Genomic DNA, 22,278 nt, shown 5'->3' with positions numbered 1-22,278 from the left:
GCGCATCCGTGGCCTGACGGATGCGCACGCGTGCTTTGTCCTGTGCGCAGAGGGCGAGTCTCCGATGCGCATCGGTTAAGTCCCCGTTGGGAATAGACAAAGAAACCTGCAATAATACAGAAGCCCAGACCACCTACATCTGGGACGAGGAAAACAGGCTGCAAGCTGTGGATACCAACCCAAGTACGGTAGAAGTAGATGGTATATCTCTTTACACCTATGATGACCACGGCGAGAGAATTGTAAAAGATGTATTGTACCAGGGTTTTATAACGCCGGGTCCGCAAGCACCTGTAGACCATATGTATTCTGTATACCCTAATGGTTTGGTAACGATGAAGGTGTATATAGGAACTTTGATAAGCAGTCTGCCTACCTATACCAAGCATTACTATGCCGGAACGCAAAGGATTAGCGGAGCGTTGGGCAGTAGCGAAAAAATAGGAGTATTTAACTGTAATTGGCTCATTATACCATTTGGCAATGGCGGCGCACCCATCAACGAAAAAGATGTAGCTTTGCAGAAAGCGCAGGCGGCAGTTGCACACGGTAACGATATTTTGCAACAATTGAACATAAACGGAGCTACTTATGGGCAGAATGGCGGTTATACAGGAAACTGTACCACAGATTTCTCAGGTCCACAGGAGAATGATGTCTTTTGGTATCATCTAGACCATTTAGGAAGTTCTTCTTTTATTACAGGAAAAGATGGAGAAGTAAACCAAAACATAGAGTATTTCCCTTCGGGCGAAACTTTTGTAGAGAACCACCTTAACAGTTATAATACCCCATATCTATACAACTCCAAGGAGTTAGATGATGAAACGGGCTACTACTATTACGGAGCGAGATATTATAATCCGAGAACAAGTCTTTGGCTCGGGACAGACGCTCTTGCAGGTTATGATCCAATAATGAACTCTGAACATTATATTGACGGGCAACATAATGGAGGTGTTTACAACTCCGGAAATCTTAATCCTTATACTTATTGTTATCAGAATCCGCTTGTATATATTGATCCTAATGGCAAACAGGTAAATAAGATAAAAAAATATGAACAGCAAGCTCATAATTTTAAATCGTTTGAAACAAACAACTTTAGGATTAATCCTAATACTAAAACTTGGTACTTTGACCATACTGCAAGTGCTAGAAATAAAACAATCAAATTTATGGGTGGGGTACTTGGATTTGAAACAGATTCACAAAACACTGTAATGGCAGGACCTGTTATTGAAAAAGTAAAAAATGCAAGATCTGTTAAAATTGCTCAAGTTGAACTAACTAAATTATTATTTAAAGATGGAAAACTTGATAAAGGTGAAACTCAAGGCTACTGGTATGATATAGGAACGATATTTGGAAAAGATCATAAAAACTTTGCCAGAATATCAGTAATGAGTGGAATAGATTTGATGGATGGCAATTTCTATGATAAAAATACTTTTTTTCAGGAAGAAAACGTGTTAGGAAGTTTTTGGGCAAGTGCAAGAGTAAGTGAGGATGGGAAAAATATCATTATGACTGTTTTTGACACTAAAACGATTGGTTCTTTGACAGATGGTTTGCTGAAGAGGGATAAAGGTAGTAAAGCCAGTAAGTTTCATTCATACATTTGGAATGTCCCAACTAAAGATTTTTTAATTCAAGCTTATAAAAATTCGAAAACTAAATAATTATAAAAATGAAACTTAAAATATTATTAGCATCAGCCTTATTAGGAATTTTTGTAATGATTATCTTTTCTTTAGATTTTTTTTTAAAAGAGCACGAAGTTCATATTGTTGATAAATATTCAGTATTACAGATTAATGGAGAATACAATTTAATGCGTAATGAGGATAATGGATATGGCTTAATAGTACCAAGTGTTATGAGCGTCTATACAAAACAAAAGGAAATTGTTACTGTGTCAAATTTCGATGGAAGCAAGTTTATAAATAGTAATTATAAAAGTAAATATTTCAATGTAGAAAATAAGTACTATTATTATGTGAAACAACACGGAGTACAAGAAATAAGTGAAGAAGAGTTTTTAAAACTTAAAGAAACATATAATTTGATTTGGGATGCAAATAGATAAGGTCGGTTATCAAAAAAGTTGATAAAGATTTAACCCATTGGGAATTAAATATTATTAAGGAATGTAAATCGAGAGCAGTAATATGTCTGCTCTTGGTTTCAAGAAGAGAAGAAGTTCTTTAAAAATATAATGCAGGACCGGAAGAGAAAGATGTGTATTGGTATCATCCGGATCACTTAGGCAGCAGTTCTTTTATTACCGGTATTGACGGAGAGGTAACGCAGAATATAGAGTATTTCCCAAGTGGTGAAACTTTTGTAGAGAACCATCTTAATAGTTACAATACGCCATATCTGTACAACTCTAAAGAGTTGGACGACGAGACCGGTTACTACTATTACGGAGCTAGATATTACAATCCAAGAGTTTCATTGTGGTTGAATGTTGACCCGCTGGCGGAGAAGTTCCCAGGACGTTCTCCATACGAGTATACTTTCAGTAATCCTATTAAGTTTATTGATCCGGATGGGAATGAACCCACTGATTGGTTTTGGGATAGCAAAAAGAAAGCATTTGTTTATGATGCGTCATTGACATCAAAAGCACAGTTTGAAACATTAAAAAAACAAGGATTAGTATCGGGAGAATATCTAGGTAAGAGTGGTTCCTGGAATGTCACATTGGGTAATGAGACAATAGGAAAAGTTAATTTACAGGATAATGGTGGACAAATATGACAGATTCGAACAAATTACAGTTTTTATGGTATGAATACTACAATATTTAATTTTAGATTAGTAGCACCACCAATACCAAAAGAAATAAAAAAATGATTAAATTAAGTAGGTTTTTAGAAAATAATGAATTATCTGAATATGAAAAAAAAATTTATATAGAAGAACATATTTTAGTAGAGAATATTTTCAATGATTATATAAATGATTTTACAATAGCGGATGATTCTGAAAAAATAGAGAATATAATTAAATTTTATAATTTATTTACGTATGATACAGATAATGAAATTGGAAAATTTATTCGTAAAAAAATATATGATTTTTATATTGACCACATCAATGAATTGATAATCAATAGAAAGGATTCTATTATATATTTATTATTAGACCTATTTTATTGTGATTCTCAACTTTTTCCTAATAAAAATAATAATACTGAGTTTTTAGATAAGTCATATCCTATATTGTTGTTAAGTACTGAAGATTATAGTTCATTAATATCAGTGGCTAGTATAAGATTAATTTCAATTATAGGAAGTGAAAACAATCTATATTATCTTCAAAAATACGTTAGAGATATGCCTGATGGTATATATATAGATGAAGTTAAAGAAGAGCTGGAAAATCTTATTTAACCCCCTATTGCGCAAAGTCGGGACTTTAAGCAGTATAATAAAATCAACCTAATTTTCAAAGCCAGAGCGAGCGGGATGCTCGCTCTGGCTTTTCCCACAAACACAATTTTAAAAAATTTATACAATGTCAACAAACTATGAGACCGGGCATGCCAAGAATCTTGCCCATTTCCAAACACTTATTACCTTCTGCGAGGGCTACGGCGCAGCCTACAACCCAGTAAAAGACACATTAAGCATTGCCGCGATGCAAGCTATGCTCACAGAAGCCACAGACAGGTTCAACGAGGTCAAGAACAAAAAGACAGCATTCGATAATGCCACCAACGCCAGACGTACCGTCTTTGCAGACCTGCGACCACTGGCGACAAGGGTTGTCAACGCCTTTGCCGTTTCCGGTGCAGACCCTCTGGCAGTAGAAGATGCCCGTGGCATCAACAGAAAACTACAAGGTTCCTCTCTCAAAAAAGAAACCCCGGAAACCCCGGAGACCACCAACCCAATTTCCACCTCCCAGCAGTCCTATGACAAGCAGATAGACCATTTTCTAAACCTCATAGAGGTCTTGGAGCAGGCACCCGCCTACAAACCCAATGAGGTAGAGCTTCAGCCGAAGAATCTCAGAACCCTCCTCCAAAGCCTCAATGATGCCAACACCGCGCACATCCAGGCATACACGCCCTACAGCAATGCCCTTATCGCAAGGGACAAGGTACTGTACGAGGATGCAGACAACATTTGCAGTGTAGTCAAAGAATCCAAGGCCTACATCAAATCCGTATTCGGGGCTACAAGTCCCCAGTACAAGCAGGTCAGCGGCCTGGAGTTCACCAAGCCAAGGTAATATTTTACCATTCTCATTTATATTTTTAGCACAGTAGTTTATACTATTCATGCAGTAGAATTATATTCTTTTGGATAAGTTTATACTTTTCCAAAAGGGGAAGCTACTTTTAGCGGAGGGGTTTATATTTTTAATGAAGTAGATTATGATTTTAGTAAAGCGTTAAATGCTTTTAGAGAAGAAGCTCATTGTTTTACGAGAGTGGTTTTTCATTATAAGGGAGAAGTTTTCACTTTTAGCTGAGAGGTACGCAACCCCACGCCCCAAGCACCATAATAGACGAGCCCAACCTTGTGCCGACCACTACGTGCTGCGACCCGAATAACCCGGAGGTTAATTTTGCCAACTACGGTTACGACAAAAAAGGTAATCCTCTTTATATTGAGAAGAATACCTGTAATGTAGGAGAAGACGACAGAGCCTTTATGTGGGACGAGGAAAATCGTCTGCGTTTTGTGGACACCAGGCCAAGCACACCGGAGGTGGATGGCAGTGCAATCTATACTTATGATGCAGGAGGTGAAAGAATCATAAAGCAGTTGCTTTCTTCTGAGATTCTTGACTTTAAAAATGGTGTTACCACAACGGTAGATTCTGCCAACTCTATTACAGCTACCATTTATCCCAACGGTCTTATCTCTGCGAGATTGCAGTATGAGCCGGGAGACGGATACAACGGTACTTACATAATAGACTATACCAAGCATTATTTTGCCGGTACACAGCGTATCACAGGCAAATTGGGTGAAGGCAGTAACTTCGGAGCATTTAACTGCAGCTGGCTCATCATACCGTTTGGAAATGGCGGAGCACCAGTTAATGAGAAAGACAAAGCCATGCAAGCTTTGACAACAGCAAATGCAGCAGTGCTGGCATTAATGCAAAGCAAAGGCATCACCCCGCCACCGGGCTTTGGACAGAATGCAGGATATTTTGGAAATTGTGTATCTTCGTATACAGGACCAGAGGAGAACCATGTGTATTGGTATCACCCTGACCATCTGGGCAGCAGTTCTTTTATTACCGGTATTGACGGAGAGGTGACGCAGAATATTGAGTACTTCCCTTCTGGAGAGGTGTTCCTTGAAAATCATTTGAATTCTTATAATACGCCATATCTATACAACTCCAAGGAGTTAGATGATGAGACGGGTTACTACTATTATGGAGCTAGATACTACAATCCTCGTGTATCGCTTTGGTTGAACGTTGACCCATTGGCATCGTACGACCCTATGATGAACGGTGAACATTACATTGATGGTGAACATAACGGAGGTGTTTACAATTCTGGAAATATTAACCCTTATATCTATACTTATCAAAACCCTATAAGGTATATAGATCCAAATGGAAAACAAGTCGATATATATTGGTTTAACGCAAAAAAGGATAAATCTCTTATACAATCTGCTAAGAAAACAATTAACTTTCCAGAGAATACAATACAATTAGATGCTCATTCAAACAATAATGACGGAATAGCTTATAAAGTGAATGGAGAGACAGTAGATTGGATCGATAATGCAGAGAAATTTGATAAGTATATGACATTGAATAGTAAAGAATGGAAAACTAGTTCGCCAACAGCACAGGTAGTTATTGTGTACTCTTGTAGAATTGCACTTGAAAAAGATAACTCTACTACATCTATCTTGCAAGACATTTCTAAAGGTTCAAAGGATAAAATCTTTATTGGAGCAACAAACTATGTTTGGGGTGGTGATGGAAAAAACGCTACTTATGGAAAAGATTCCGAAAATAAGAAAGATACAACTAACCCTGGTGTTTGGAAAGTTATTAAAAATGGCGTTGTTATCACTGAATTTAATGCTGATTGGCAACCAAATCCGCGTGATGCGAGAAAAGCAGTTCGGCAATATGAAAAAATAAAATCATATTTTAATAAAGCTAACTTAAGGAAACAAATTAATGAAAGCAATAAAAATTCAACGAGAAAGCCAATTGATAACCTTAGGGTTAAATAGAATAATTCTCTTACTAATATTTTTATCAATGATAAGTTGTAAAGATAATTCTATTCAGAAAATAGAGCCTGCAAAAAATGTAAATAAACTTAAAAAACAATTAAAAGATTTAGATAATGAGGTTGTGAAAACTCCGTCATATGACGAAAGTTATATTAAGAAACTGGAAAAAAGAATTGCTAATAAAGGTAATGTCGAAGATTTTCAAGAGTTGACAGATTATTATTTTGGAGAAAGCACAAGCAAATTAGAGTTTCTGCCGATTTGTAGAATAATGGCAGATAAATATAATGATAAAAATGCCTCTTATTATATCTATATTATATTGGAGAAAAAGTATCAAACTAGTTGCCAACTTAAAGAGCCCTATTTATGTATGAGTAATGATGACAAAAAAGATGCTATTAAATATTTAAAGAAAGCTATGAAACAAGGTCAAGAAGGTGCTAAGTTAAAGTTTAAGACATTGGTCAAAAAAGGAATAATGTAGTTTTCCTCTCGCTGGCGCGAGTGTTCCTCCCCCAAGCCAGCACGAGCGTTCCGCTCGTGCTGGCTTTTAACAAACATAATTTTTAAAAATGTATGATTGCATCAGTAAATGACACAGTCACGGATTGCAAATCCGCGACCCACGCTGGTGCGAGCGTCCTGCTCGTGCTAGCTTTTTACAACAAACACAATTTTAAAATGTATGATTGCATCAGTAAATAGCAAAGTCACGGATTACAAATCCGCGACATCGGGGGTCGTAGGATGGGCAAAAGAGTTTAAGCAAAGAGGTGCCGCAAAATTGAAGCCTATAATATGGACTACACAACCTAAAACAAAACCATAATGAAATATTATTTATATACCTTTTTATGTCTTTGTATTTTCAGTTGTCAGAAGGAAAAACCAATTACGAACATAGAATTATTGAAAAAATATGTGATTTTGCCAACGAAACCGGAAACTGTACAATATGAAGTTATAGAAAAGAAATTGAGAGAAGGTAGTCAAGATTGTTCTAAACTTATATCTGTAATAGGGATATTAAAGTTTTCGAATAAAGATTTTAAGAGAATATTGGAAGATATTCAAATGAAAAAAGAAAACGAATACGAAATGAATCTAGCCACAGATAACGGGTTGTATAAAAATTGGTATCCACCTAATGTGAAAAAATTATTTTCAGAGGAGAGGAAAAAGAGCCCGAAGACCATTATATACACTGGAAATTTTTTCAATAAAGAAAATATTATAGGAGGAAAAACTGTGTGTTTCATTACAGATAATAATGAAATAGTAATAAACGTTGGATATTGCAATTAGTATATGTGAGCCCCCCACGCTGGCGCGAGCGTCCTGCTCGTGCTAGCTTTTTACAACAAACACAATTTTAAAATGTATGATTGCATCAGTAAATAGCAAAGTCACGGATTACAAATCCGCGACATCGGGTAATTTTGATATGTATGAGCAAATGTGGGGAAGATCAGTTATATCTTGGTATAAATTAGGAGATGAAACACTTTTTTTAATGACTGATTCTAAGTCACAAGAGTCATTGTTCTATAGATTACCAGTAAATAATTTTGAAAGAACGAATGGAAAGGTAAATAGCTTTGGAAATACATATCAGACCTATATATGGACTGAAAGCAATTCAGAAGTTCAAAAAAAAGTAATTAACCCAACCTTAAAGAACGTTTTTAAACAAGCTATAACACCTCCATCTATATTAACAAAGCCTTGATTTTAAATCGAATATTTTAAATTTAATAAATATGAAAAAAAGTATAAGTTTAATTTTATTACCTTTTTTATTTTCGTGCCAAAATATTAGTAATGAAGATATATATGGAAAATATTCACCCATATCATACAAGAATACATATGACACTCTAACAATTAACAAGGATGGGGTTTATAACAGGGTAATTTACAATATAAAAGGGAAGAAATTATTGAATTACAATTCTAAATACAAATTAGATGGTTCTTCAATAAAGTTTTCTGATTTTTATTTGAATTTAGATAAAGATTTAATTGCTTTTCCCGAAGATGTTAATGATATCGATATGACTTACACAACTTTTTTTGAAAAAAAGAATAAAAATATTGTACTTTGTTTTGGATATCACGAAGGGGAAAATTGTTATCAAAAGATTAAATAAATAATCCCCCCACGCTGGCGCGAGCGTCCTGCTCGTGCTAGCTTTTTACAACAAACACAATTTTAAAAATGTATGATTGCAAGAGTAGATATTACAGTCACGGATTACAAATCCGCGACATCGGGGTTTTCATCCATTAAATTATCCATCAAAAAAGATGAATACCTTAACCCTTCCAGAATTCATTAAGAAGAATAATATTCCAGTTCCTCATTATCATAGAGGAAGAGGGAATAGCTTAAGGATACATAGACCTTTTGAATTGGACAAAAATGGAAAAAGAGTATGGTAAAATGAAAACAGAGGATTTTTATAAATTATATATTCCAGCTTTAGAGGAAGCTTTTCGGAATGATTCGGTTAATTATGGGTTTTATGTAAGACCTCCCGAAGATTATTTAAATAATGATATTGCAGATTTAATTGCAAAATATTTAGAAAATAATGAGGATGATTTTACCGAAAAAGTTGGTTATTATTTTGATGCCAAATCACACAATTTTCCTACAATAAAGGGTGTAAGTATTGATGCTTATAAAGAAAATTTAATTGATGAAATGCTTAAAATAAAAAAAAAATATTTTTGAATCCCCACGCTGGCGCGAGCGTCCCGCTCGTGCCAGCTTTTAACAAAACACAATTTTAAAAATGTATGATTGCAAGAGTAGATATTACAGTCACGGATTACAAATCCGCGACATCGGGGAGGAACGGGATTATATCAACAATTACCTTCTCTTGGAGGAAAAAGTTATTGGGAAATGAATATGACAACTGAATGGGAATTGAGTCAAATTTTGAATAATAAAACATTACTAAATAACACTAAGTTTTATAAAATGGGAATACAGGTGCCTACGAAAACTGTGATTAATGCCGCAAAATAGATAGAAAAATGAAGTATCTAATTAAAAAACAAATAAAAGATAGGGGAATATTTGCCGAGTTTGATTTAGAAGCAACTTATACGGAAGATATCGGTTTACAAGTTGAATATCTTGGTGATTCTATATGGGAAGATGCTTGTATGGTGGGAGCTATGGTATTCTATGAATATTTCAAAAAAAGAAATAAGAAAGGATTAAATGTGAAAATTCTTTCCGTTAAATGGATGCCTGTAGATACAAATACTTTGATTATTTTATATGGAATTGTCGATTCTTTGTCAAAAGAACTGAAATTTGAAATAAACAATTTTAGTTTCAGTGCAGAAAATGAATGTTTTATATTTCCTGAATGTAGAGCATTGTTAATATAACTAATTTTATGGTTGAATATCAGATAAAAGTTATGATGATAAGTGATAGAAAATTAAATGATGTTAATCAAGAGCAGAAAATTTTCTGCTCTTGATTTTAAGAAAAGAAGTTCTTTAACTTAGTTGCCTATCTTCGTATGCAGGACCAGAGGAGAACCATGCGTATTGGTATCACCCGGATTACCTAGGCAGCAGTTCTTTTATTACCGGTATTTACGGAGAGGTTACGCAGAATATAGAGTATTTTCCTTCAGGTGAAACTTTTGTAGAGAACCATCTTAATAGTTATAACACACCTTATCTGTACAATTCTAAGGAGTTAGATGATGAAACGGGCTACTACTATTACGGAGCGAGATATTACAATCCTAGGGTAAGTCTGTGGCTGAATGTTGACCCATTGGCAAGCTATGACCCCCGATGATGAATGCAGAGCATTATAGGTCGTGTATCAGAAAAGTTGACAACCCCGTAAATGATTGAAAATCTGATATATTCAAATTTAAAAAATCAATAAAAAATGAAAAATTTGAAGGTAGTAAATCATTAAACAATAATAATTAGTAAAAAATACATAACTTAAAACACTGTGATACATTGTAGATGTATCAGAAAAGTTGATAATGATTGAAATAGAAAATTACAGACAGGAAAACTGTTTGCAGTGCGAGCGAAAAGGAGTAAAATATGGGAAAAGTTCCAAAGGCATTCAACGTTTGCACTGCAAATCTTGGCATAAAACCTGGCAGATATCTTATGTTTTACAAAGCATATTCTCCAAAAGTTAATGGATTTATCATTAAATTTATTAAAGAAGGTTGCGGTATAAGAGGTATTGCTAGGCTTTTGCGGATTTCAACGACAACATTACTCAATAGAATAAGAAGTATCGCCCAAAAAATACAGCAGCCGATACTAACATCAAACAAGATTTATGAAGTGGATGAACTCTGCACCTATGTAGGTAGAAGAGAAAATAGAATCTGGATAGCCTGTGCATTGGAGCGGGAAAGTAAGAAGGTAGTACGCTTCTATGTGGGAAAAAGAACGAATAAAACAATCAGGAAAGTTATTGATGACCTATTGATTTCAAACCCACGTCAAATAATAACTGATAAACTAGTCAACTATCAATACCTTATTCTAAAAGAAATACATCGCACGTTTTCCAAAGGAATACAAAACCTGGAAAGGATGAATCTTAATCTCAGGACATATCTAAAAAGATTGAACAGAAGAACCATAGCATTTTCAAAAGAAATAACAATGCTAAAGGCAGTAACGAGAATTTATCTGTGGGCATAGAAAATTATTACTATCCTCTCGGAAAAAACTAAATATTACTAACCATAAAAACTAAAAAACATGCAACAATCTTATCAGGTGGGGCATTCCACCGGCATTATCAAATTAGAAGTTACAGTAGGTACTGTTGGTACAGCCTACAGCGAATTTTCAAGAGTAAAGAATGGAGCTAGCTCAGGAGTTCTCGGGCACTCTACACCTAAGGATGGGAATATTCCCGAAACATCAATTGGTACAGCAGAAAGTAACAACGGTGCTTACATATTTGTAGGGGTCATTATCAACTTAAACCGATTTACGATGGAACAGAGAGAAAGCGCAATCGAAAATCTGTACATAAACTACAAGTTTTCCGGTGGAGTAAACGGAACCGAAAATTTTTCGTTTCAAAAACAGTCAGACCTTACAATTACTCCTAAAAAGAACATCGTTTCAATATCATCTATAATTCAATTGTTATGAAAAAGCTCTATCTTATCATAATAGTCCTTTTATCGCAACAATTTACTTTTGCCCAAAAAGACACAGTGACATTGAAAGATATGGAAATTCCTACTTCACCAGGATTTATCCTCTTGGACGAAAGTGCCTCCAATATTGAACGCCCGAATTCTTCCAAGGCATTTTCCCTTAGCATACTGAATGCCCTTACCGAGGGCAATGGGTTTCCGAAAAACTATGCTGTCGAGTTTACGCCATTCTGGTTCTTTAAGCATAAAAAAATGAATGCGCTGAAATATATTGGCTTTGACGGAGAAAAAGAGCGATATTTTTCTTCAGTAAAAATGGCAAGTATATCCGCTGCATCCATCAATTCAAAGGATACACTTACGGGTAAAACCTTAAATAATATTTCTGTAGGTGCCAGAACAACTCTTTTTAAGATTTATCCGAAAAGCTTCAAAGAAAAACTGCTCAAAGCGAATCTGGCAGAGTTTCAAAATTTAAAAGGTCTCGCTGAGACTCTGAAAAGAGAAGGTGCTACCGATGTGCTGAGAATAGAGAATCCTGAAAAGTATAAGGAAATCGAAACAAGGATATTGACCGCTGTTGAAGAAAGCAAAAATGAATCTTCTCTGGAAAATGTTTTGAAAACTAAGCCTTTGTTAGCTGTTGATGGTGCTGTTGCCTATAGTAATTTCTTTATCGATGGGGATTTTTCTACAAGAAGATTCGGTAGGTTGGGTATCTGGACTACAGTGAATTTGGCAATCAATCTGAATAAAGAGAATACCCAATATCTTAATTTTTATGCTGTGGGAAGATACTTGTCAGATGGTCTGAATCGGGATGACGCAGGGAGCTATTTCAAAGAAAATTCCTTGGATTTTGGAGGTAAGCTGGAACTTGAGTTGAAAGCATTTTCTATCGGATATGAATTTATCCAACGGAATAATGACGTGAAAAATACCTTCCGTTCCGTAGGAAATTTGCGTTACAAGATCTCTGAGAACCTATATTTGGTCGGAGCTTACGGAAAGAATTTCGGAGAAGGCCGTAATCTGATTTCGCTATTGGGAATAAATTGGGGAATCAATTCTGGAAATGAAAAAGCCAAGGTGGAATAAACATATTTATTAACTTTGCTTTCAGACACAGATGAAAGATAAAAATGATAAAATCCGCGCATTACACTTTAAGCGTTCACGTAATTTTAGAATTCTCCAAGGAGCTTACCCTAGGAAATATTTTGAAAGTCCAAAAGCCTCTTTACTGACATTTATATTAGTAATAATTACTTTGCTTTCGTTATACTATTTTACCAGTTATAAAGAAGCAATAGTCAAAATTGGACTTTTTGCAATTTTTTTCAGTTTATATAAAATATATAAAGTTTGGAAAGAACCTATCATAATGGTAAATGATGATGGTATTACTTTGAGGAATGTTCGTTTTAGCTGGTCAAAAATAAGAAAGTTAAAAATTGAATATGATTCTAAAAATGGAGAGGTTAATCTTAACATTGTATCAATGACAAATATAATCACAACAGAAAAGGTCGAAAATTTTCCTTTTTCAGAATATACTTCTCTTTATCTTATTGTCAAAGCATTCAAAAAGAAACATAGAAATCCATTAATTTATAAGCAGAAAAAATAACATAATTAAAACAAACAAATGAAACACACGATGATTTTTCTTTTTATTCCGGTGCTTTTTTTCGGACAAAAAAATGCAGCAACGGTTACTTACAAGAACGGAAGCAAAAGAACTGGCTTGGCAGACCTGCCCTCAGAAGTTAATAAAAAAGGTGAAATAAGATTCAAAGAATCTGAAGCAAGTAAAAAAGAGCTCATAAGCCTCACAGAATTATCAGGTATAGAATACACTTCTCCTGATGGAAAAAATAAGGCGATGGGAATACCTGTGACATACGCTGGCAAACTTTACTGGGTGTATAAGGTTTATGAAGAAAAAGGAATTACCATTTACACCACAACAAAGCAGGACGTCACAAATCTTGGAGGAGTTCCCAATCGTTCTATCTACGGTAAGGGAACGAGTTTTTTTATAAAATATAAAGATAAAGAGATCCAACCTATCCTGACCTGGTATGATGCTGGACCTCTGACGATAAATACTTTTCAGAAAAAAGCCAACATCAAATATATTCTGAAATTTTTCAAAGATGATTGCCCTACAATGGAAAAAGCGTATGATAATGGTGAAATAAAATTTGATAAAACACCTTTTCCTTTTATCGAATTTTACCAGAAGAATTGCAATTCTAATTGATTTTACATTGAAATTAAAAAGTCAATAGTGGGAAACCCCTGCCCTGCTATTGACTTTTTTTTATGGGGACTAATATTATTAGATGATACTTGCCAGAGAAAATCTATGTGATTGTAAACCTGATCACCAGAAAAGACCTTCAGGAATTTAGAACCGAATTGCTGGAAGACATACAAAACCTGTTTCAAATAAAGATTTCCAGCAGAAATTATGGCTTCGTTCGTCAGAGGTCAAAGCACTTCTGAAAATCTCCCCACGCTGGCGCGAGCGTCTCGCTCGTGCTGGCTTTTACAACAAACACAATTTAAAAAATGTATGATTAATAGTATGGTCACGGATTATAAATCTGCGACATCGGATTAGCCTTGTCCCACTTTTACAATTTTAATTTTCAAAAACATTGCAACTTTGCTATCTAAAATTTTCAACAAAGAAATGATCCCGTGTTTGGAAATTAAATAAAATGACAATTATTCAATGAGCTAAGATTATGAAAACAGGAGCAAAATTTTTTATCACGGTCGTTAGTTTGGCCATTCTTTATGCCTGGACAATAAAGCAGACAAAAGACATTCAAAAAGCAGAATGGCTGATCGGTACCTGGGAAAATAAAACCCAAAAAGGCAGCATCTATGAGACCTGGACCAAGGCTGGCAATAATGAACTGTCGGGGAAAAGTTATTGTATAAAAGACAAAGACATGATCGTTTTTGAAAGCGTTCGGCTTGTGCAGGAAAATAAAAAGTTGTTTTACATTCCGACTGTCAAAAATCAAAATGATGGTCTGCCTGTCCGTTTTGCTGCCAAAATTATTTCTGAAGATCAATTGGTCTTTGAAAATCCACAGCACGACTTTCCGCAGATCATCGCTTACACAAAAATCACTTCCGATTCATTGATAGCCGAAATTTCAGGAACAAAAAACGGACAGAAGCGCAAACAGACCTTTCCAATGAAAAGAGTGAAATAAAAATACAGGTAAATTTCTACTTTTCCATATCACTTATCTTATCCAATATTTGCTTTTTCCTCTTCTCTAAAGTTCCGCTTACTTCCAGAACTTCATTGCTGAAATCTCCGATCCAGTCCTCTAAAATATCATTTACTTCCTGTCTTAGATTCGGCAGATCCGATCCCTGGCAAACTATTAGATCAAATTTTTCTATGGGAACAAAAACCAATAGGTCAATTTCAGCAATTGCCGCGGCCATCTCTTCGTAGAGATCAGATATATTTTTCTTTTTGCCAACCGCATAGACATACGCCAGGAGGTCTAATGGACAACGGTCAAAAATCACATTGTCTCCACTATTTTGTAGTTGTTCAACAGAAAAATTGAATTGCTCAATATAATCGTCCAATGTCGGTACTTCTGAAAATAGATATCCTTCCTCCTCAAGTTGTAAGTAAGGTTCATTTATAAATTCGTAATCAGGTAAACTATCAGCAATCTCTTCCGCCAAAGTTGTTTTTCCGACCCTATGGGAACCTGTAAAAGCTATTCGCATAATTAGTTTCTTTATTTAATTGAAAACTATCATAAACTTTGCAAAATTAGACCGCATTACAAAAAAAACGTTTTATTTCCCACTCATATTTTGGTCATAAAAATCTGTGAATTTATTGATCATGTCGTCTAAATTTTCTCTGTTAAATTCACCAAAACCTAAAGTCATAATGTGCCCTTCAATATTATTTGACAAAACACGGTTGAAGTTTTCTATATAAGTATGAGCGTGTCCTTGTAACTGTAATTCAGCATTTATCATCTTCACCCAATGCTTCTCATCTTTATCATCATCTATAGAATAAGTTAAATAAGGTAGGACAAAAGGAACGAACTTATCATATTGATTATTTTTATGGGGATCTAAGTTATCATTTGGCCAAATCCTGAAATTTTCTAATAGATCTAAATTTTCAGATCGAACAATTGTAGCAGTTTCATTTCTTGCAATTTCAGAAATAATTTTCCCTTGGTCCTGAATATACAACCAAAACCAAGCTAAATCCCAGGCAGTAGCGCCTTTATGATTTATTAAATTATACGGAGGAATATCGAATCTATTGCAATGTAACCTTTTCCATCACCAACAGTATTTCTAATAATTTCGATTAAATCATTATGATTAGAAATTTTTTGCATTGGATTTCCATTAATGAATCCATAAATATAATTCGAGGTCCAATTTGACGGTTTATGGTATCCATCATCAGGAATAGAATTTTCATTGATTTTTTCAGTTAGTGAACTTACTTTGTCAGTTTCCTTTAATTCAATATTGTCTTTTTGTTTTGTATTGAAAAAGTCAAAAAATCCCATATTTATCTATTATTTAATTATTCTTGAACATTTCAAATATACGCATTGAATCAAAATATATAGAGGTATTTCATCAATTCGATCATCTTCTATCTCTTCTGTAAAAATTCTATCGGTCTCATTCCATTGATTTCGAGAAAATGGGCTGAAAACAATTGTCAGATGGATTATTACTCATTCGTGAATCTCTATGGATTTTTAAGCTGGATGTAGAGAAGCTGGAAAGAAGTTGGTGAGCAGTCACCGTACTTATCAACTTATCAATATGGATAAGAGTTATCTCACGTTCATTGTGGAACTTGTTATGATCCGTATTGCTCATCTTTTGACTCAGACCGATACCATTCTCGTTAAGGATGGCGATTATCATGTAACAATTTGATTATTACGATTGTCATTAGTATAATTAACCACTAAATATTTCCAATGAAAAGGTCATTTCAGATCATCAAGATTGTATTACTTCTGTTTGCAGTATTATTTTCACAGCAGACGATTGCTCAATTACCAACTGATAATCGATTAAAGACGCCTTTGGATTCATTGGTACAGCGTTCAGTTTCTGCTTTTATGCAAAATCATTCCAGAGTCGGTATTTCAGTAGGTATCATAAAAAATGGTAAGAAGTTTATCTATAATTACGGCTCAACAGTGCTAAAACAAAAAACGCTGTAAACATTTATGTTTACAGCGTTTTAGCTTATTTTGGTTCCCCAACTGGCGGAGAGTGAGGGAAAACCACCTTCTCTTTAGATCTCTTTATTTGTCGACATTTTTTGAAATCAGGTTTCAGCTACTCACCGAATCACTCACTTTTAAAATGTAGGTCTCTGATTCATTTTTATATTCAAATGTACTAATTTATATTGAATATTATCCAGCTATAATTAAAATGGATAATCTACCTTCCAATACCATTTACTTAGCTGCGTAGGAAGATTGTACATCAAAACATATTATTATTCCAATAATCTCGTATCAGTTGGCAGGAACCATAATGAAGTTTGATTACAATAATGTTGGCGGACGTTTATAAGGTTGATGTTACAGGATTTCTAGATTCAGACATTAAAGTATGACGACCCGGTGAAACTAAACGGAACTAACAATAAGTTTTTTATCGGATGACGGTCCGGACGGGACTCAATCTTATAGAAAAAAAACCTATCCATAAGCTTTATACTATTCTCTTAATCTTCAGGTCACCGAATAGGTCACTTTTTAAAACAAGATTACGAGCGTCTGTTTTTACAGGTGCAAAATGTATGTCTTTTTTTAGTATTTCCAAAAAAACATTCTTTTTTTATCACAAATATTTTTAAAACACAGACTATCAAATATAAAAATTTCCTATTTTTAGATTTATCACTTTAGACCAAAGCGATAGAAATAAAATTAATATATTACCCCTAAAATACATACTTATTAGTTGTTCTTTTGTCATTAACACTTATTTCTCTTTTAAAGGTTTATGTAGATTAAAGTATTTTCTCTAAACTCTTCATACCATGAATCAGACAATATATCTGCAGGGTCTACTTTTTCAAGTCCAAAATTCCCCGTAATTAATCCGATTTGAATACCAAGTTCGCAAACAGCTATATTGGGATATTCTAAATAAGTATGCGCCATTATTGCTACTGCTTCATCTTGAGTATATTCTTCATTGGGAATCAATTCAAAAATAGCGTTAGGCAAAAAGGAAAGACCGTTAAGTATCTCTTCGCCAATTAGCTTCATATTTCCAGCCTTATAGTATTCTTCAATGGCATCACTGAAACTTTTTGCAAAAATCAAATCCATTATCTCATAAAACTCTGATGATATTGAGTGATTTGGGGATATAAGATGATTCAGATACCTACTTAATGGATAAGTTTGCCGAAGGGTTAAGTATTTATCATAGTGTAATAGAAATTTTAATAAGTCCGGTAATTTTAACTCACACTTTGTAAATGTACCTAAATCAGCAAATTTGACTATTGCAGTATATTTTTTAAGCAATTCAAGAATTGTGTTTTCGTCATGAATTTCTTTGGCTTTAATAAAATAGTATAAGCTTTTGAAATGATTATCTAATTCAAGTCGATATTCAAAAAATGCAATAGCAATATTCTTTAATTTATCATTTTTGTCGAAATTAAAAGCTAATAAATTAGTTTTAAAGTCAAGCATAAATAAATTTTCGGGATCAATACTTAAGCCCTTATCAATATAGCGTAATGATTCATCAATCTTATCAAGTTTCTCATAAGTATATGCAATCCAAAAATATCCAATCGGAAATCCATTCATCATTTCTTCTTCATACTCATTTGATTTTAGCATAAGGGATAACCCCTCTGTATGTTTTTTATAAATATGAGAGAGTGTTACACCTTTACTAAATAATGCCTGTGGAAGATTGGGATTAATTTTTAAAGCTTTATCATAACAAACAATTTCTTCCTCATGGCTATGTAAGTCCATAGTATATTGAACCTAAATTTTTCCATGCTTGGGCATTATTTGGGTTTATCTGTAAGCATAGCTTATATTGTTTAACAGCTTCTTCCAAATCACCCAGACTTTTTAAAGTATTGGCGAAATTATAATGCCCGATTTCGTTATCATTCCCCTCTAAAAGATACTGATAAAAAATATTTTTTGCTTCAATGAGCTTGCCTTTGCTTCTTGTTACAACACCGTCTTCTGCCAGAATACAAGCTTTGGTCAAATACTGATTTTCTGTACCTACATTTTCAATACATTTATTAATCGTTTGTAATGCATCCTTGTAATTAAAGGACATATATTGACTATGTGCCAAACCTTCAAGTATTACTACCTGATTTTTCTGTTTTTCCTTTAACAGGCTTTTAAAATAGAAAGAAGCGTCCTCGTATTTACCAGTATAATAATTTCGCCACGCTAAAACCTCTGTATTTGACAATTCTGTATATTCTAATGCCCTTACACCATCAATTAATGTTTTTATGCTAAAAATATCTTGAACATATTTTGTGACAACATTCCAATCAATCTGACTTAATTTATTAGCCCTTGGAATATTTATCCTAACCATTTTTTGTATTTTAGTTAGGTCGAGATTTAGGTCGTTGTACCAGTACCAATAAGCTTCCTTGTCCTCCTGCACATATGCAACCAGCAAAACAGGTTCAAGCTTTGTATTAAACAACCCTAATGTAGACTGTTTTAATAGATATTGAAATATGTTGTTTGTTAGACTCTTTCTCTTTGCTTTTTAGTTGCACAGAAAAATTTAATCCTGCCACTTGCCCATTTACAGATATGTGCGTTATATAGTCTATCCCATAATCATGGTCTGGCTTATCTGCAAACCATTCGTTTGGCAAACAATTGCTATAAAACTTATTGGATTCTGTTTCTAATATGTGATTCTTATGTCTGTTAGGTTTGTTCATGGGCGTGAAGTTCTTGACTCAATTAGTGATGAGCATAAAAATATATATTGCGGTAAACATATAAAAATTATCTACAAGGTATTATTGTGTCACAATTATTTTGCATCCAATCGAAAAGATAAGTGGGATAATTGCATTTCCTCAAAAGATATTTTTTTTCACTAAACAAAAAAATCTGGCACATTAAAGTATATAATAACCAATGATTTATGTATAGCCCCTGTTAAGATACTCTCAACCAATGTAACAACTCATATCTGAACCTTTATTACTTTATGAAACAGATTCGTTGTAGGATTTTATTGTTGAAAAATGCAATAAACTTGCAGCTGGAACTAATTGATTAATGCTACAATCTGCATTATTTGTGCTATCCGATTTCCCTATATTCAAATACATTTGAAGATTAATTAAAAATTAAAGACAATATGAAAGCATTAGTTTATTACGGCGACCACGACATTAAATACGAGGAAAAACCAAAACCTGAAATCTTAAAACCTACCGATGCGATTGTAAAAATCGTAAAAACGACTATTTGTGGAACCGATTTGGGAATTTACAAAGGAAAAAATCCTGAAATAACACCAGGAAGAATTTTAGGACACGAAGGAATCGGAATAATAGAACAAGTGGGAGAAAGTGTAACCAATTTTAAAGTGGGTGACAAAGTGCTGATCTCTTGTGTAACATCTTGTGGTTCCTGCGAATATTGCAAAAAACAATTGTACGCTCATTGTAAAGATGGGGGTTGGATTTTAGGATATATGATTGACGGAGTTCAGGCAGAATATACAAGAATTCCACATGCGGATAATAGCCTTTACAAATATCCGGATACGATTGATGATGATGTTGCAGTCATGTTGAGCGACATTCTTCCCACAGGACACGAAATTGGTGTACAATACGGAAATGTAAAACCAGGCGATGCGATTGCTATTGTTGGAGCGGGGCCTGTTGGAATGTCTGTTTTATTAACTTCTCAATTCTATTCTCCGTCGACCATTATTATGGTGGATATGGATGAGAACCGATTAGAATTGGCTAAAACTTTAGGGGCAACTCACACGGTAAATTCCGCGGTTGAAAATGCAGAAGAAGCCATCAAAAAAATTGCCGGAGAAGAAGGTGTGGATGTTGCTATCGAGGCAGTGGGAATCCCGCCAACCTGGGATATTTGTCAAAAAATTGTAAAACCGGGAGGTCATCTTGCCAATGTTGGGGTTCACGGCGTGAAAGTAGATTTTGAAATTCAGAAATTGTGGATTAAAAACCTTACGATAACAACAGGATTGGTCAATACCAACACAACACCGATGTTGCTGAAAGCAACTGCAACCAACAAACTTCCTCTAGAATCGCTGATTACCCACCATTACAAATTAGACCAGATTGAAGAAGCCTATCAAGTATTCTTGAACGGAGCGAAAGAAAAAGCAATGAAAATAATCATCGAAGTAAATTAATCGCATTAACCAAAATCTACATAAAAACATCTTTTTTAAGATGTTTTTTCTTTTTACGAAATAGAAGTGTTCATTAGCTGATATTGTTTCGGCGTAATACCTTCGTACTTTTTGAACATCCGGATAAAATAATTACTGTCTTCAAAACCCGTTGCAAACGAAACCTCATTGATATGAATATAAGGATTGTTTAAAAGTCTTTTGGCATATTTTATTTTTTCTTTAATGATAAATTCTGCCGGACTCATACCCAATTCTCTTTTAAAATTACGGTAAAATGTACTCGAACTCATACAGGCGTATTTGCTGAGTTCTTTCATCTGAATCGGTTCACCAATGTGTTTTCGGATATAATCGACGGAAGAAGCAATCGGACTATTGGCTTCCATAACCAAAAACTGGTTTTGGTCGAGTCGTTTTGCAGTTTGTGTCTGTACAATCCGAATAATCAATTCCTGCAAACTCAGATATGAAAGCGCATCTTTCGCAACATTTTCGCTCATACATTCTTTCGTTATTTTGTTGATAGCATTCGCTAAATCCTGACTGTTGTAAAAATAATACGTTTCAAAATCAATTCTCCATAAATTGGCTGTTCCTTCTTTCGGAAATTTATCATTCAGAAAATCCAACGTATCATCAATAATTCTTTTATCAATTGCCAAAGCAATGCACTGCGTCGGTCTGTTTTCGGAAGCTTCCGGAAAATCTACTTTAAAACCTGATTTTGGAGGAACAATAAACGTTTCTCCCGGAAGATATTCAAATGGTGTTCTATCCTGATAATGAATTCGTTTTTTGCCTTTCAGCATACTTGTTACGACAAAATCATTAAATTCTAAAGGAACTTTTTCCGAATACTGATGTGTTTCAAAGAGACTCAGCTCGCAATTTTCCAATGAAAAAACAGAACGGTTCTCAATCAAAGTCTGAAGTGATTTTTCGTGAGAAAGCTCTACACTATGAAGTAATGATTTTTGAAACATTTATAAATTGGAATTATTTTAAACTAATAAAAGTAAAATTATCAGTATTTTTTATTTAGGTAAATTAAACAAAAAAAATAAAAGTACTAAAATAAACATAGAATATTGGTGAAATTCCTAGATAGGAAGCAATATGATATTGAGGAATCGTTTGTCCCTGGCAAGGGAAATTTTGTTGAAAAATAAGCTAGTGTTTATGCGCATCCAGCATTACAAGATCAACTTCTCTTTCTTCCTTATGCACAAAGAATAGTTCGACAAGTTTTCTTCCAAAACGTTCGAAATCTTGATAACTTTCGTAAAGGCATACCACATCTGCGTAATTTATTATCAATAACCGACAGTCGGTAAGAGCCTGTTGGTCGATTTTATTAGGTTCATTAGTGA

General features: G+C 34.3%; 30 protein-coding genes. 22 read left to right on the top strand and 8 right to left on the bottom strand.

Features of this window, described 5'->3' with window-relative positions; all coding sequences use genetic code 11:
- Nucleotides 1–20 precede the first annotated feature (20 nt).
- The 20 genes from BLT30_RS15100 (at nt 21) to BLT30_RS15010 (ending at nt 14,658) form a co-directional block, all read left to right on the top strand.
- On the top strand, nt 21–1,682 hold the full coding sequence (locus BLT30_RS15100; protein WP_221405595.1) for an RHS repeat domain-containing protein: 1,662 nt from the start codon (nt 21–23) through the stop codon (nt 1,680–1,682).
- Nucleotides 1,683–1,690: 8 nt separating this feature from the next.
- Nucleotides 1,691–2,089 (top strand): hypothetical protein, encoded by a 399-nt coding sequence (locus BLT30_RS15095; protein WP_089874413.1) that lies wholly within the window; start codon nt 1,691–1,693, stop codon nt 2,087–2,089.
- Nucleotides 2,090–2,241: 152 nt separating this feature from the next.
- A complete protein-coding gene (locus BLT30_RS15090; protein ID WP_089874412.1) occupies nt 2,242–2,766 on the top strand; it encodes an RHS repeat domain-containing protein in 525 nt (174 codons plus the stop codon).
- Between the two features lie 92 nt (nt 2,767–2,858).
- Nucleotides 2,859–3,401 (top strand): hypothetical protein, encoded by a 543-nt coding sequence (locus tag BLT30_RS15085; RefSeq protein WP_089874411.1) that lies wholly within the window; start codon nt 2,859–2,861, stop codon nt 3,399–3,401.
- Nucleotides 3,402–3,525: 124 nt separating this feature from the next.
- Nucleotides 3,526–4,245 carry a hypothetical protein gene (locus tag BLT30_RS15080; RefSeq protein WP_089874410.1) on the top strand — a complete coding sequence of 240 codons (720 nt, stop codon included), beginning with the start codon at nt 3,526–3,528 and terminating at the stop codon, nt 4,243–4,245.
- Between the two features lie 293 nt (nt 4,246–4,538).
- On the top strand, nt 4,539–6,233 hold the full coding sequence (locus BLT30_RS15075) for an RHS repeat domain-containing protein (protein ID WP_089874409.1): 1,695 nt from the start codon (nt 4,539–4,541) through the stop codon (nt 6,231–6,233).
- Entirely contained in the window at nt 6,178–6,723 is a 546-nt protein-coding gene (locus tag BLT30_RS15070; RefSeq protein ID WP_089874408.1) for a hypothetical protein, read from the top strand. The genes BLT30_RS15075 and BLT30_RS15070 overlap by 56 nt, the downstream gene beginning before the upstream one ends.
- Before the next feature lie 201 nt (nt 6,724–6,924).
- Nucleotides 6,925–7,068, top strand: coding sequence for a hypothetical protein (locus BLT30_RS18225; RefSeq protein ID WP_175487209.1), 144 nt, complete (start codon nt 6,925–6,927; stop codon nt 7,066–7,068).
- Nucleotides 7,068–7,544: a hypothetical protein gene (locus tag BLT30_RS15065; protein WP_089874407.1), complete on the top strand. Its 477-nt coding sequence runs from the start codon at nt 7,068–7,070 to the stop codon at nt 7,542–7,544. The genes BLT30_RS18225 and BLT30_RS15065 overlap by 1 nt, the downstream gene beginning before the upstream one ends.
- 76 nt (nt 7,545–7,620) lie before the next feature.
- A complete protein-coding gene (locus tag BLT30_RS15060; protein WP_089874406.1) occupies nt 7,621–7,968 on the top strand; it encodes a hypothetical protein in 348 nt (115 codons plus the stop codon).
- Between the two features lie 31 nt (nt 7,969–7,999).
- Complete coding sequence (locus tag BLT30_RS15055) at nt 8,000–8,389, top strand: hypothetical protein (RefSeq protein WP_089874405.1); 390 nt, start codon at nt 8,000–8,002, stop codon at nt 8,387–8,389.
- A gap of 272 nt (nt 8,390–8,661) precedes the next feature.
- On the top strand, nt 8,662–8,976 hold the full coding sequence (locus tag BLT30_RS15050; RefSeq protein ID WP_089874404.1) for a hypothetical protein: 315 nt from the start codon (nt 8,662–8,664) through the stop codon (nt 8,974–8,976).
- Between the two features lie 308 nt (nt 8,977–9,284).
- A complete protein-coding gene (locus BLT30_RS15045; RefSeq protein WP_089874403.1) occupies nt 9,285–9,647 on the top strand; it encodes a hypothetical protein in 363 nt (120 codons plus the stop codon).
- Nucleotides 9,648–9,849: 202 nt separating this feature from the next.
- Nucleotides 9,850–10,071, top strand: coding sequence for an RHS repeat-associated core domain-containing protein (locus tag BLT30_RS18380; RefSeq protein ID WP_089874683.1), 222 nt, complete (start codon nt 9,850–9,852; stop codon nt 10,069–10,071).
- Between the two features lie 199 nt (nt 10,072–10,270).
- A protein-coding gene (locus BLT30_RS15035) for an IS1 family transposase (protein ID WP_449401668.1) occupies nt 10,271–10,952 on the top strand; the annotation gives its coding sequence in 2 pieces (ribosomal slippage) (nt 10,271–10,408 and nt 10,410–10,952; 681 coding nt in all).
- Between the two features lie 60 nt (nt 10,953–11,012).
- Nucleotides 11,013–11,414, top strand: coding sequence for a hypothetical protein (locus BLT30_RS15030; RefSeq protein ID WP_089874402.1), 402 nt, complete (start codon nt 11,013–11,015; stop codon nt 11,412–11,414).
- Nucleotides 11,411–12,520, top strand: coding sequence for a hypothetical protein (locus BLT30_RS15025; RefSeq protein WP_139166682.1), 1,110 nt, complete (start codon nt 11,411–11,413; stop codon nt 12,518–12,520). Before BLT30_RS15030 ends, BLT30_RS15025 begins: the two co-directional genes overlap by 4 nt.
- 31 nt (nt 12,521–12,551) lie before the next feature.
- Entirely contained in the window at nt 12,552–13,052 is a 501-nt protein-coding gene (locus tag BLT30_RS15020; RefSeq protein WP_089874400.1) for a hypothetical protein, read from the top strand.
- Nucleotides 13,053–13,070: 18 nt separating this feature from the next.
- Complete coding sequence (locus BLT30_RS15015) at nt 13,071–13,688, top strand: hypothetical protein (RefSeq protein WP_089874399.1); 618 nt, start codon at nt 13,071–13,073, stop codon at nt 13,686–13,688.
- A 490-nt stretch (nt 13,689–14,178) separates the two neighbouring features.
- Entirely contained in the window at nt 14,179–14,658 is a 480-nt protein-coding gene (locus BLT30_RS15010) for a DUF6265 family protein (protein ID WP_089874398.1), read from the top strand.
- A 16-nt stretch (nt 14,659–14,674) separates the two neighbouring features.
- Here the strand turns inward: BLT30_RS15010 and BLT30_RS15005 are convergent, their stop codons facing one another.
- From BLT30_RS15005 to BLT30_RS14995, 3 genes are all read right to left on the bottom strand, one after another.
- Nucleotides 14,675–15,196 carry an AAA family ATPase gene (locus BLT30_RS15005; protein ID WP_089874397.1) on the bottom strand — a complete coding sequence of 174 codons (522 nt, stop codon included), beginning with the start codon at nt 15,194–15,196 and terminating at the stop codon, nt 14,675–14,677.
- Between the two features lie 72 nt (nt 15,197–15,268).
- Nucleotides 15,269–15,682 (bottom strand): hypothetical protein, encoded by a 414-nt coding sequence (locus BLT30_RS15000; protein WP_089874396.1) that lies wholly within the window; start codon nt 15,680–15,682, stop codon nt 15,269–15,271.
- A gap of 44 nt (nt 15,683–15,726) precedes the next feature.
- Nucleotides 15,727–16,011: a hypothetical protein gene (locus BLT30_RS14995; RefSeq protein ID WP_089874395.1), complete on the bottom strand. Its 285-nt coding sequence runs from the start codon at nt 16,009–16,011 to the stop codon at nt 15,727–15,729.
- A gap of 426 nt (nt 16,012–16,437) precedes the next feature.
- Here BLT30_RS14995 and BLT30_RS14990 point away from each other — a divergent pair, with 426 nt between their 5' ends.
- Nucleotides 16,438–16,686, top strand: coding sequence for a hypothetical protein (locus tag BLT30_RS14990; RefSeq protein WP_089874394.1), 249 nt, complete (start codon nt 16,438–16,440; stop codon nt 16,684–16,686).
- A 786-nt stretch (nt 16,687–17,472) separates the two neighbouring features.
- Here the strand turns inward: BLT30_RS14990 and BLT30_RS14985 are convergent.
- From BLT30_RS14985 to BLT30_RS18510, 3 genes are all read right to left on the bottom strand, one after another.
- Nucleotides 17,473–18,480: a tetratricopeptide repeat protein gene (locus BLT30_RS14985; RefSeq protein WP_089874393.1), complete on the bottom strand. Its 1,008-nt coding sequence runs from the start codon at nt 18,478–18,480 to the stop codon at nt 17,473–17,475.
- Nucleotides 18,467–19,075: a tetratricopeptide repeat protein gene (locus BLT30_RS14980; RefSeq protein ID WP_139166680.1), complete on the bottom strand. Its 609-nt coding sequence runs from the start codon at nt 19,073–19,075 to the stop codon at nt 18,467–18,469. Before BLT30_RS14980 ends, BLT30_RS14985 begins: the two co-directional genes overlap by 14 nt.
- A 106-nt stretch (nt 19,076–19,181) precedes the next feature.
- On the bottom strand, nt 19,182–19,436 hold the full coding sequence (locus BLT30_RS18510; protein ID WP_089874391.1) for a DUF4365 domain-containing protein: 255 nt from the start codon (nt 19,434–19,436) through the stop codon (nt 19,182–19,184).
- 428 nt (nt 19,437–19,864) lie between these two features.
- Between BLT30_RS18510 and BLT30_RS14970 the strand changes: the two genes are divergently transcribed.
- On the top strand, nt 19,865–20,905 hold the full coding sequence (locus BLT30_RS14970; RefSeq protein WP_089874390.1) for a zinc-dependent alcohol dehydrogenase family protein: 1,041 nt from the start codon (nt 19,865–19,867) through the stop codon (nt 20,903–20,905).
- A 53-nt stretch (nt 20,906–20,958) separates the two neighbouring features.
- Here BLT30_RS14970 and BLT30_RS14965 read toward each other — a convergent pair whose 3' ends face one another.
- Nucleotides 20,959–21,891 carry an AraC family transcriptional regulator gene (locus BLT30_RS14965; protein WP_089874389.1) on the bottom strand — a complete coding sequence of 311 codons (933 nt, stop codon included), beginning with the start codon at nt 21,889–21,891 and terminating at the stop codon, nt 20,959–20,961.
- 187 nt (nt 21,892–22,078) lie between these two features.
- Nucleotides 22,079–22,225 carry a hypothetical protein gene (locus BLT30_RS18220; protein ID WP_175487208.1) on the bottom strand — a complete coding sequence of 49 codons (147 nt, stop codon included), beginning with the start codon at nt 22,223–22,225 and terminating at the stop codon, nt 22,079–22,081.
- Nucleotides 22,226–22,278 lie beyond the last annotated feature (53 nt).

It is taken from the genome of Epilithonimonas hungarica, from assembly GCF_900102265.1.
GTDB classification, from domain to species: domain Bacteria; phylum Bacteroidota; class Bacteroidia; order Flavobacteriales; family Weeksellaceae; genus Epilithonimonas; species Epilithonimonas hungarica.
Note: the sequence above shows the minus strand (reverse complement) of the source record. Positions and strands in the feature narration are given on the sequence as shown.

What these genes read in the sequence shown, in the direction of transcription:
- BLT30_RS15100 (WP_221405595.1), top strand. Translation starts at nt 21, where the DNA reads ATGCGCACGCGTGCTTTGTCCTGTGCGCAGAGGGCGAGTCTCCGATGC.
- BLT30_RS15095 (WP_089874413.1), top strand. Translation starts at nt 1,691, where the DNA reads ATGAAACTTAAAATATTATTAGCATCAGCCTTATTAGGAATTTTTGTA.
- BLT30_RS15085 (WP_089874411.1), top strand. Translation starts at nt 2,859, where the DNA reads ATGATTAAATTAAGTAGGTTTTTAGAAAATAATGAATTATCTGAATAT.
- BLT30_RS15080 (WP_089874410.1), top strand. Translation starts at nt 3,526, where the DNA reads ATGTCAACAAACTATGAGACCGGGCATGCCAAGAATCTTGCCCATTTC.
- BLT30_RS15070 (WP_089874408.1), top strand. Translation starts at nt 6,178, where the DNA reads ATGAAAGCAATAAAAATTCAACGAGAAAGCCAATTGATAACCTTAGGG.
- BLT30_RS18225 (WP_175487209.1), top strand. Translation starts at nt 6,925, where the DNA reads ATGATTGCATCAGTAAATAGCAAAGTCACGGATTACAAATCCGCGACA.
- BLT30_RS15065 (WP_089874407.1), top strand. Translation starts at nt 7,068, where the DNA reads ATGAAATATTATTTATATACCTTTTTATGTCTTTGTATTTTCAGTTGT.
- BLT30_RS15060 (WP_089874406.1), top strand. Translation starts at nt 7,621, where the DNA reads ATGATTGCATCAGTAAATAGCAAAGTCACGGATTACAAATCCGCGACA.
- BLT30_RS15055 (WP_089874405.1), top strand. Translation starts at nt 8,000, where the DNA reads ATGAAAAAAAGTATAAGTTTAATTTTATTACCTTTTTTATTTTCGTGC.
- BLT30_RS15050 (WP_089874404.1), top strand. Translation starts at nt 8,662, where the DNA reads ATGGAAAAAGAGTATGGTAAAATGAAAACAGAGGATTTTTATAAATTA.
- BLT30_RS15045 (WP_089874403.1), top strand. Translation starts at nt 9,285, where the DNA reads ATGAAGTATCTAATTAAAAAACAAATAAAAGATAGGGGAATATTTGCC.
- BLT30_RS15030 (WP_089874402.1), top strand. Translation starts at nt 11,013, where the DNA reads ATGCAACAATCTTATCAGGTGGGGCATTCCACCGGCATTATCAAATTA.
- BLT30_RS15025 (WP_139166682.1), top strand. Translation starts at nt 11,411, where the DNA reads ATGAAAAAGCTCTATCTTATCATAATAGTCCTTTTATCGCAACAATTT.
- BLT30_RS15020 (WP_089874400.1), top strand. Translation starts at nt 12,552, where the DNA reads ATGAAAGATAAAAATGATAAAATCCGCGCATTACACTTTAAGCGTTCA.
- BLT30_RS15015 (WP_089874399.1), top strand. Translation starts at nt 13,071, where the DNA reads ATGAAACACACGATGATTTTTCTTTTTATTCCGGTGCTTTTTTTCGGA.
- BLT30_RS15010 (WP_089874398.1), top strand. Translation starts at nt 14,179, where the DNA reads ATGAAAACAGGAGCAAAATTTTTTATCACGGTCGTTAGTTTGGCCATT.
- BLT30_RS15005 (WP_089874397.1), bottom strand. Translation starts at nt 15,196, where the DNA reads ATGCGAATAGCTTTTACAGGTTCCCATAGGGTCGGAAAAACAACTTTG.
- BLT30_RS14995 (WP_089874395.1), bottom strand. Translation starts at nt 16,011, where the DNA reads ATGGGATTTTTTGACTTTTTCAATACAAAACAAAAAGACAATATTGAA.
- BLT30_RS14990 (WP_089874394.1), top strand. Translation starts at nt 16,438, where the DNA reads ATGAAAAGGTCATTTCAGATCATCAAGATTGTATTACTTCTGTTTGCA.
- BLT30_RS14985 (WP_089874393.1), bottom strand. Translation starts at nt 18,480, where the DNA reads ATGGACTTACATAGCCATGAGGAAGAAATTGTTTGTTATGATAAAGCT.
- BLT30_RS14980 (WP_139166680.1), bottom strand. Translation starts at nt 19,075, where the DNA reads ATGGTTAGGATAAATATTCCAAGGGCTAATAAATTAAGTCAGATTGAT.
- BLT30_RS18510 (WP_089874391.1), bottom strand. Translation starts at nt 19,436, where the DNA reads ATGAACAAACCTAACAGACATAAGAATCACATATTAGAAACAGAATCC.
- BLT30_RS14970 (WP_089874390.1), top strand. Translation starts at nt 19,865, where the DNA reads ATGAAAGCATTAGTTTATTACGGCGACCACGACATTAAATACGAGGAA.
- BLT30_RS14965 (WP_089874389.1), bottom strand. Translation starts at nt 21,891, where the DNA reads ATGTTTCAAAAATCATTACTTCATAGTGTAGAGCTTTCTCACGAAAAA.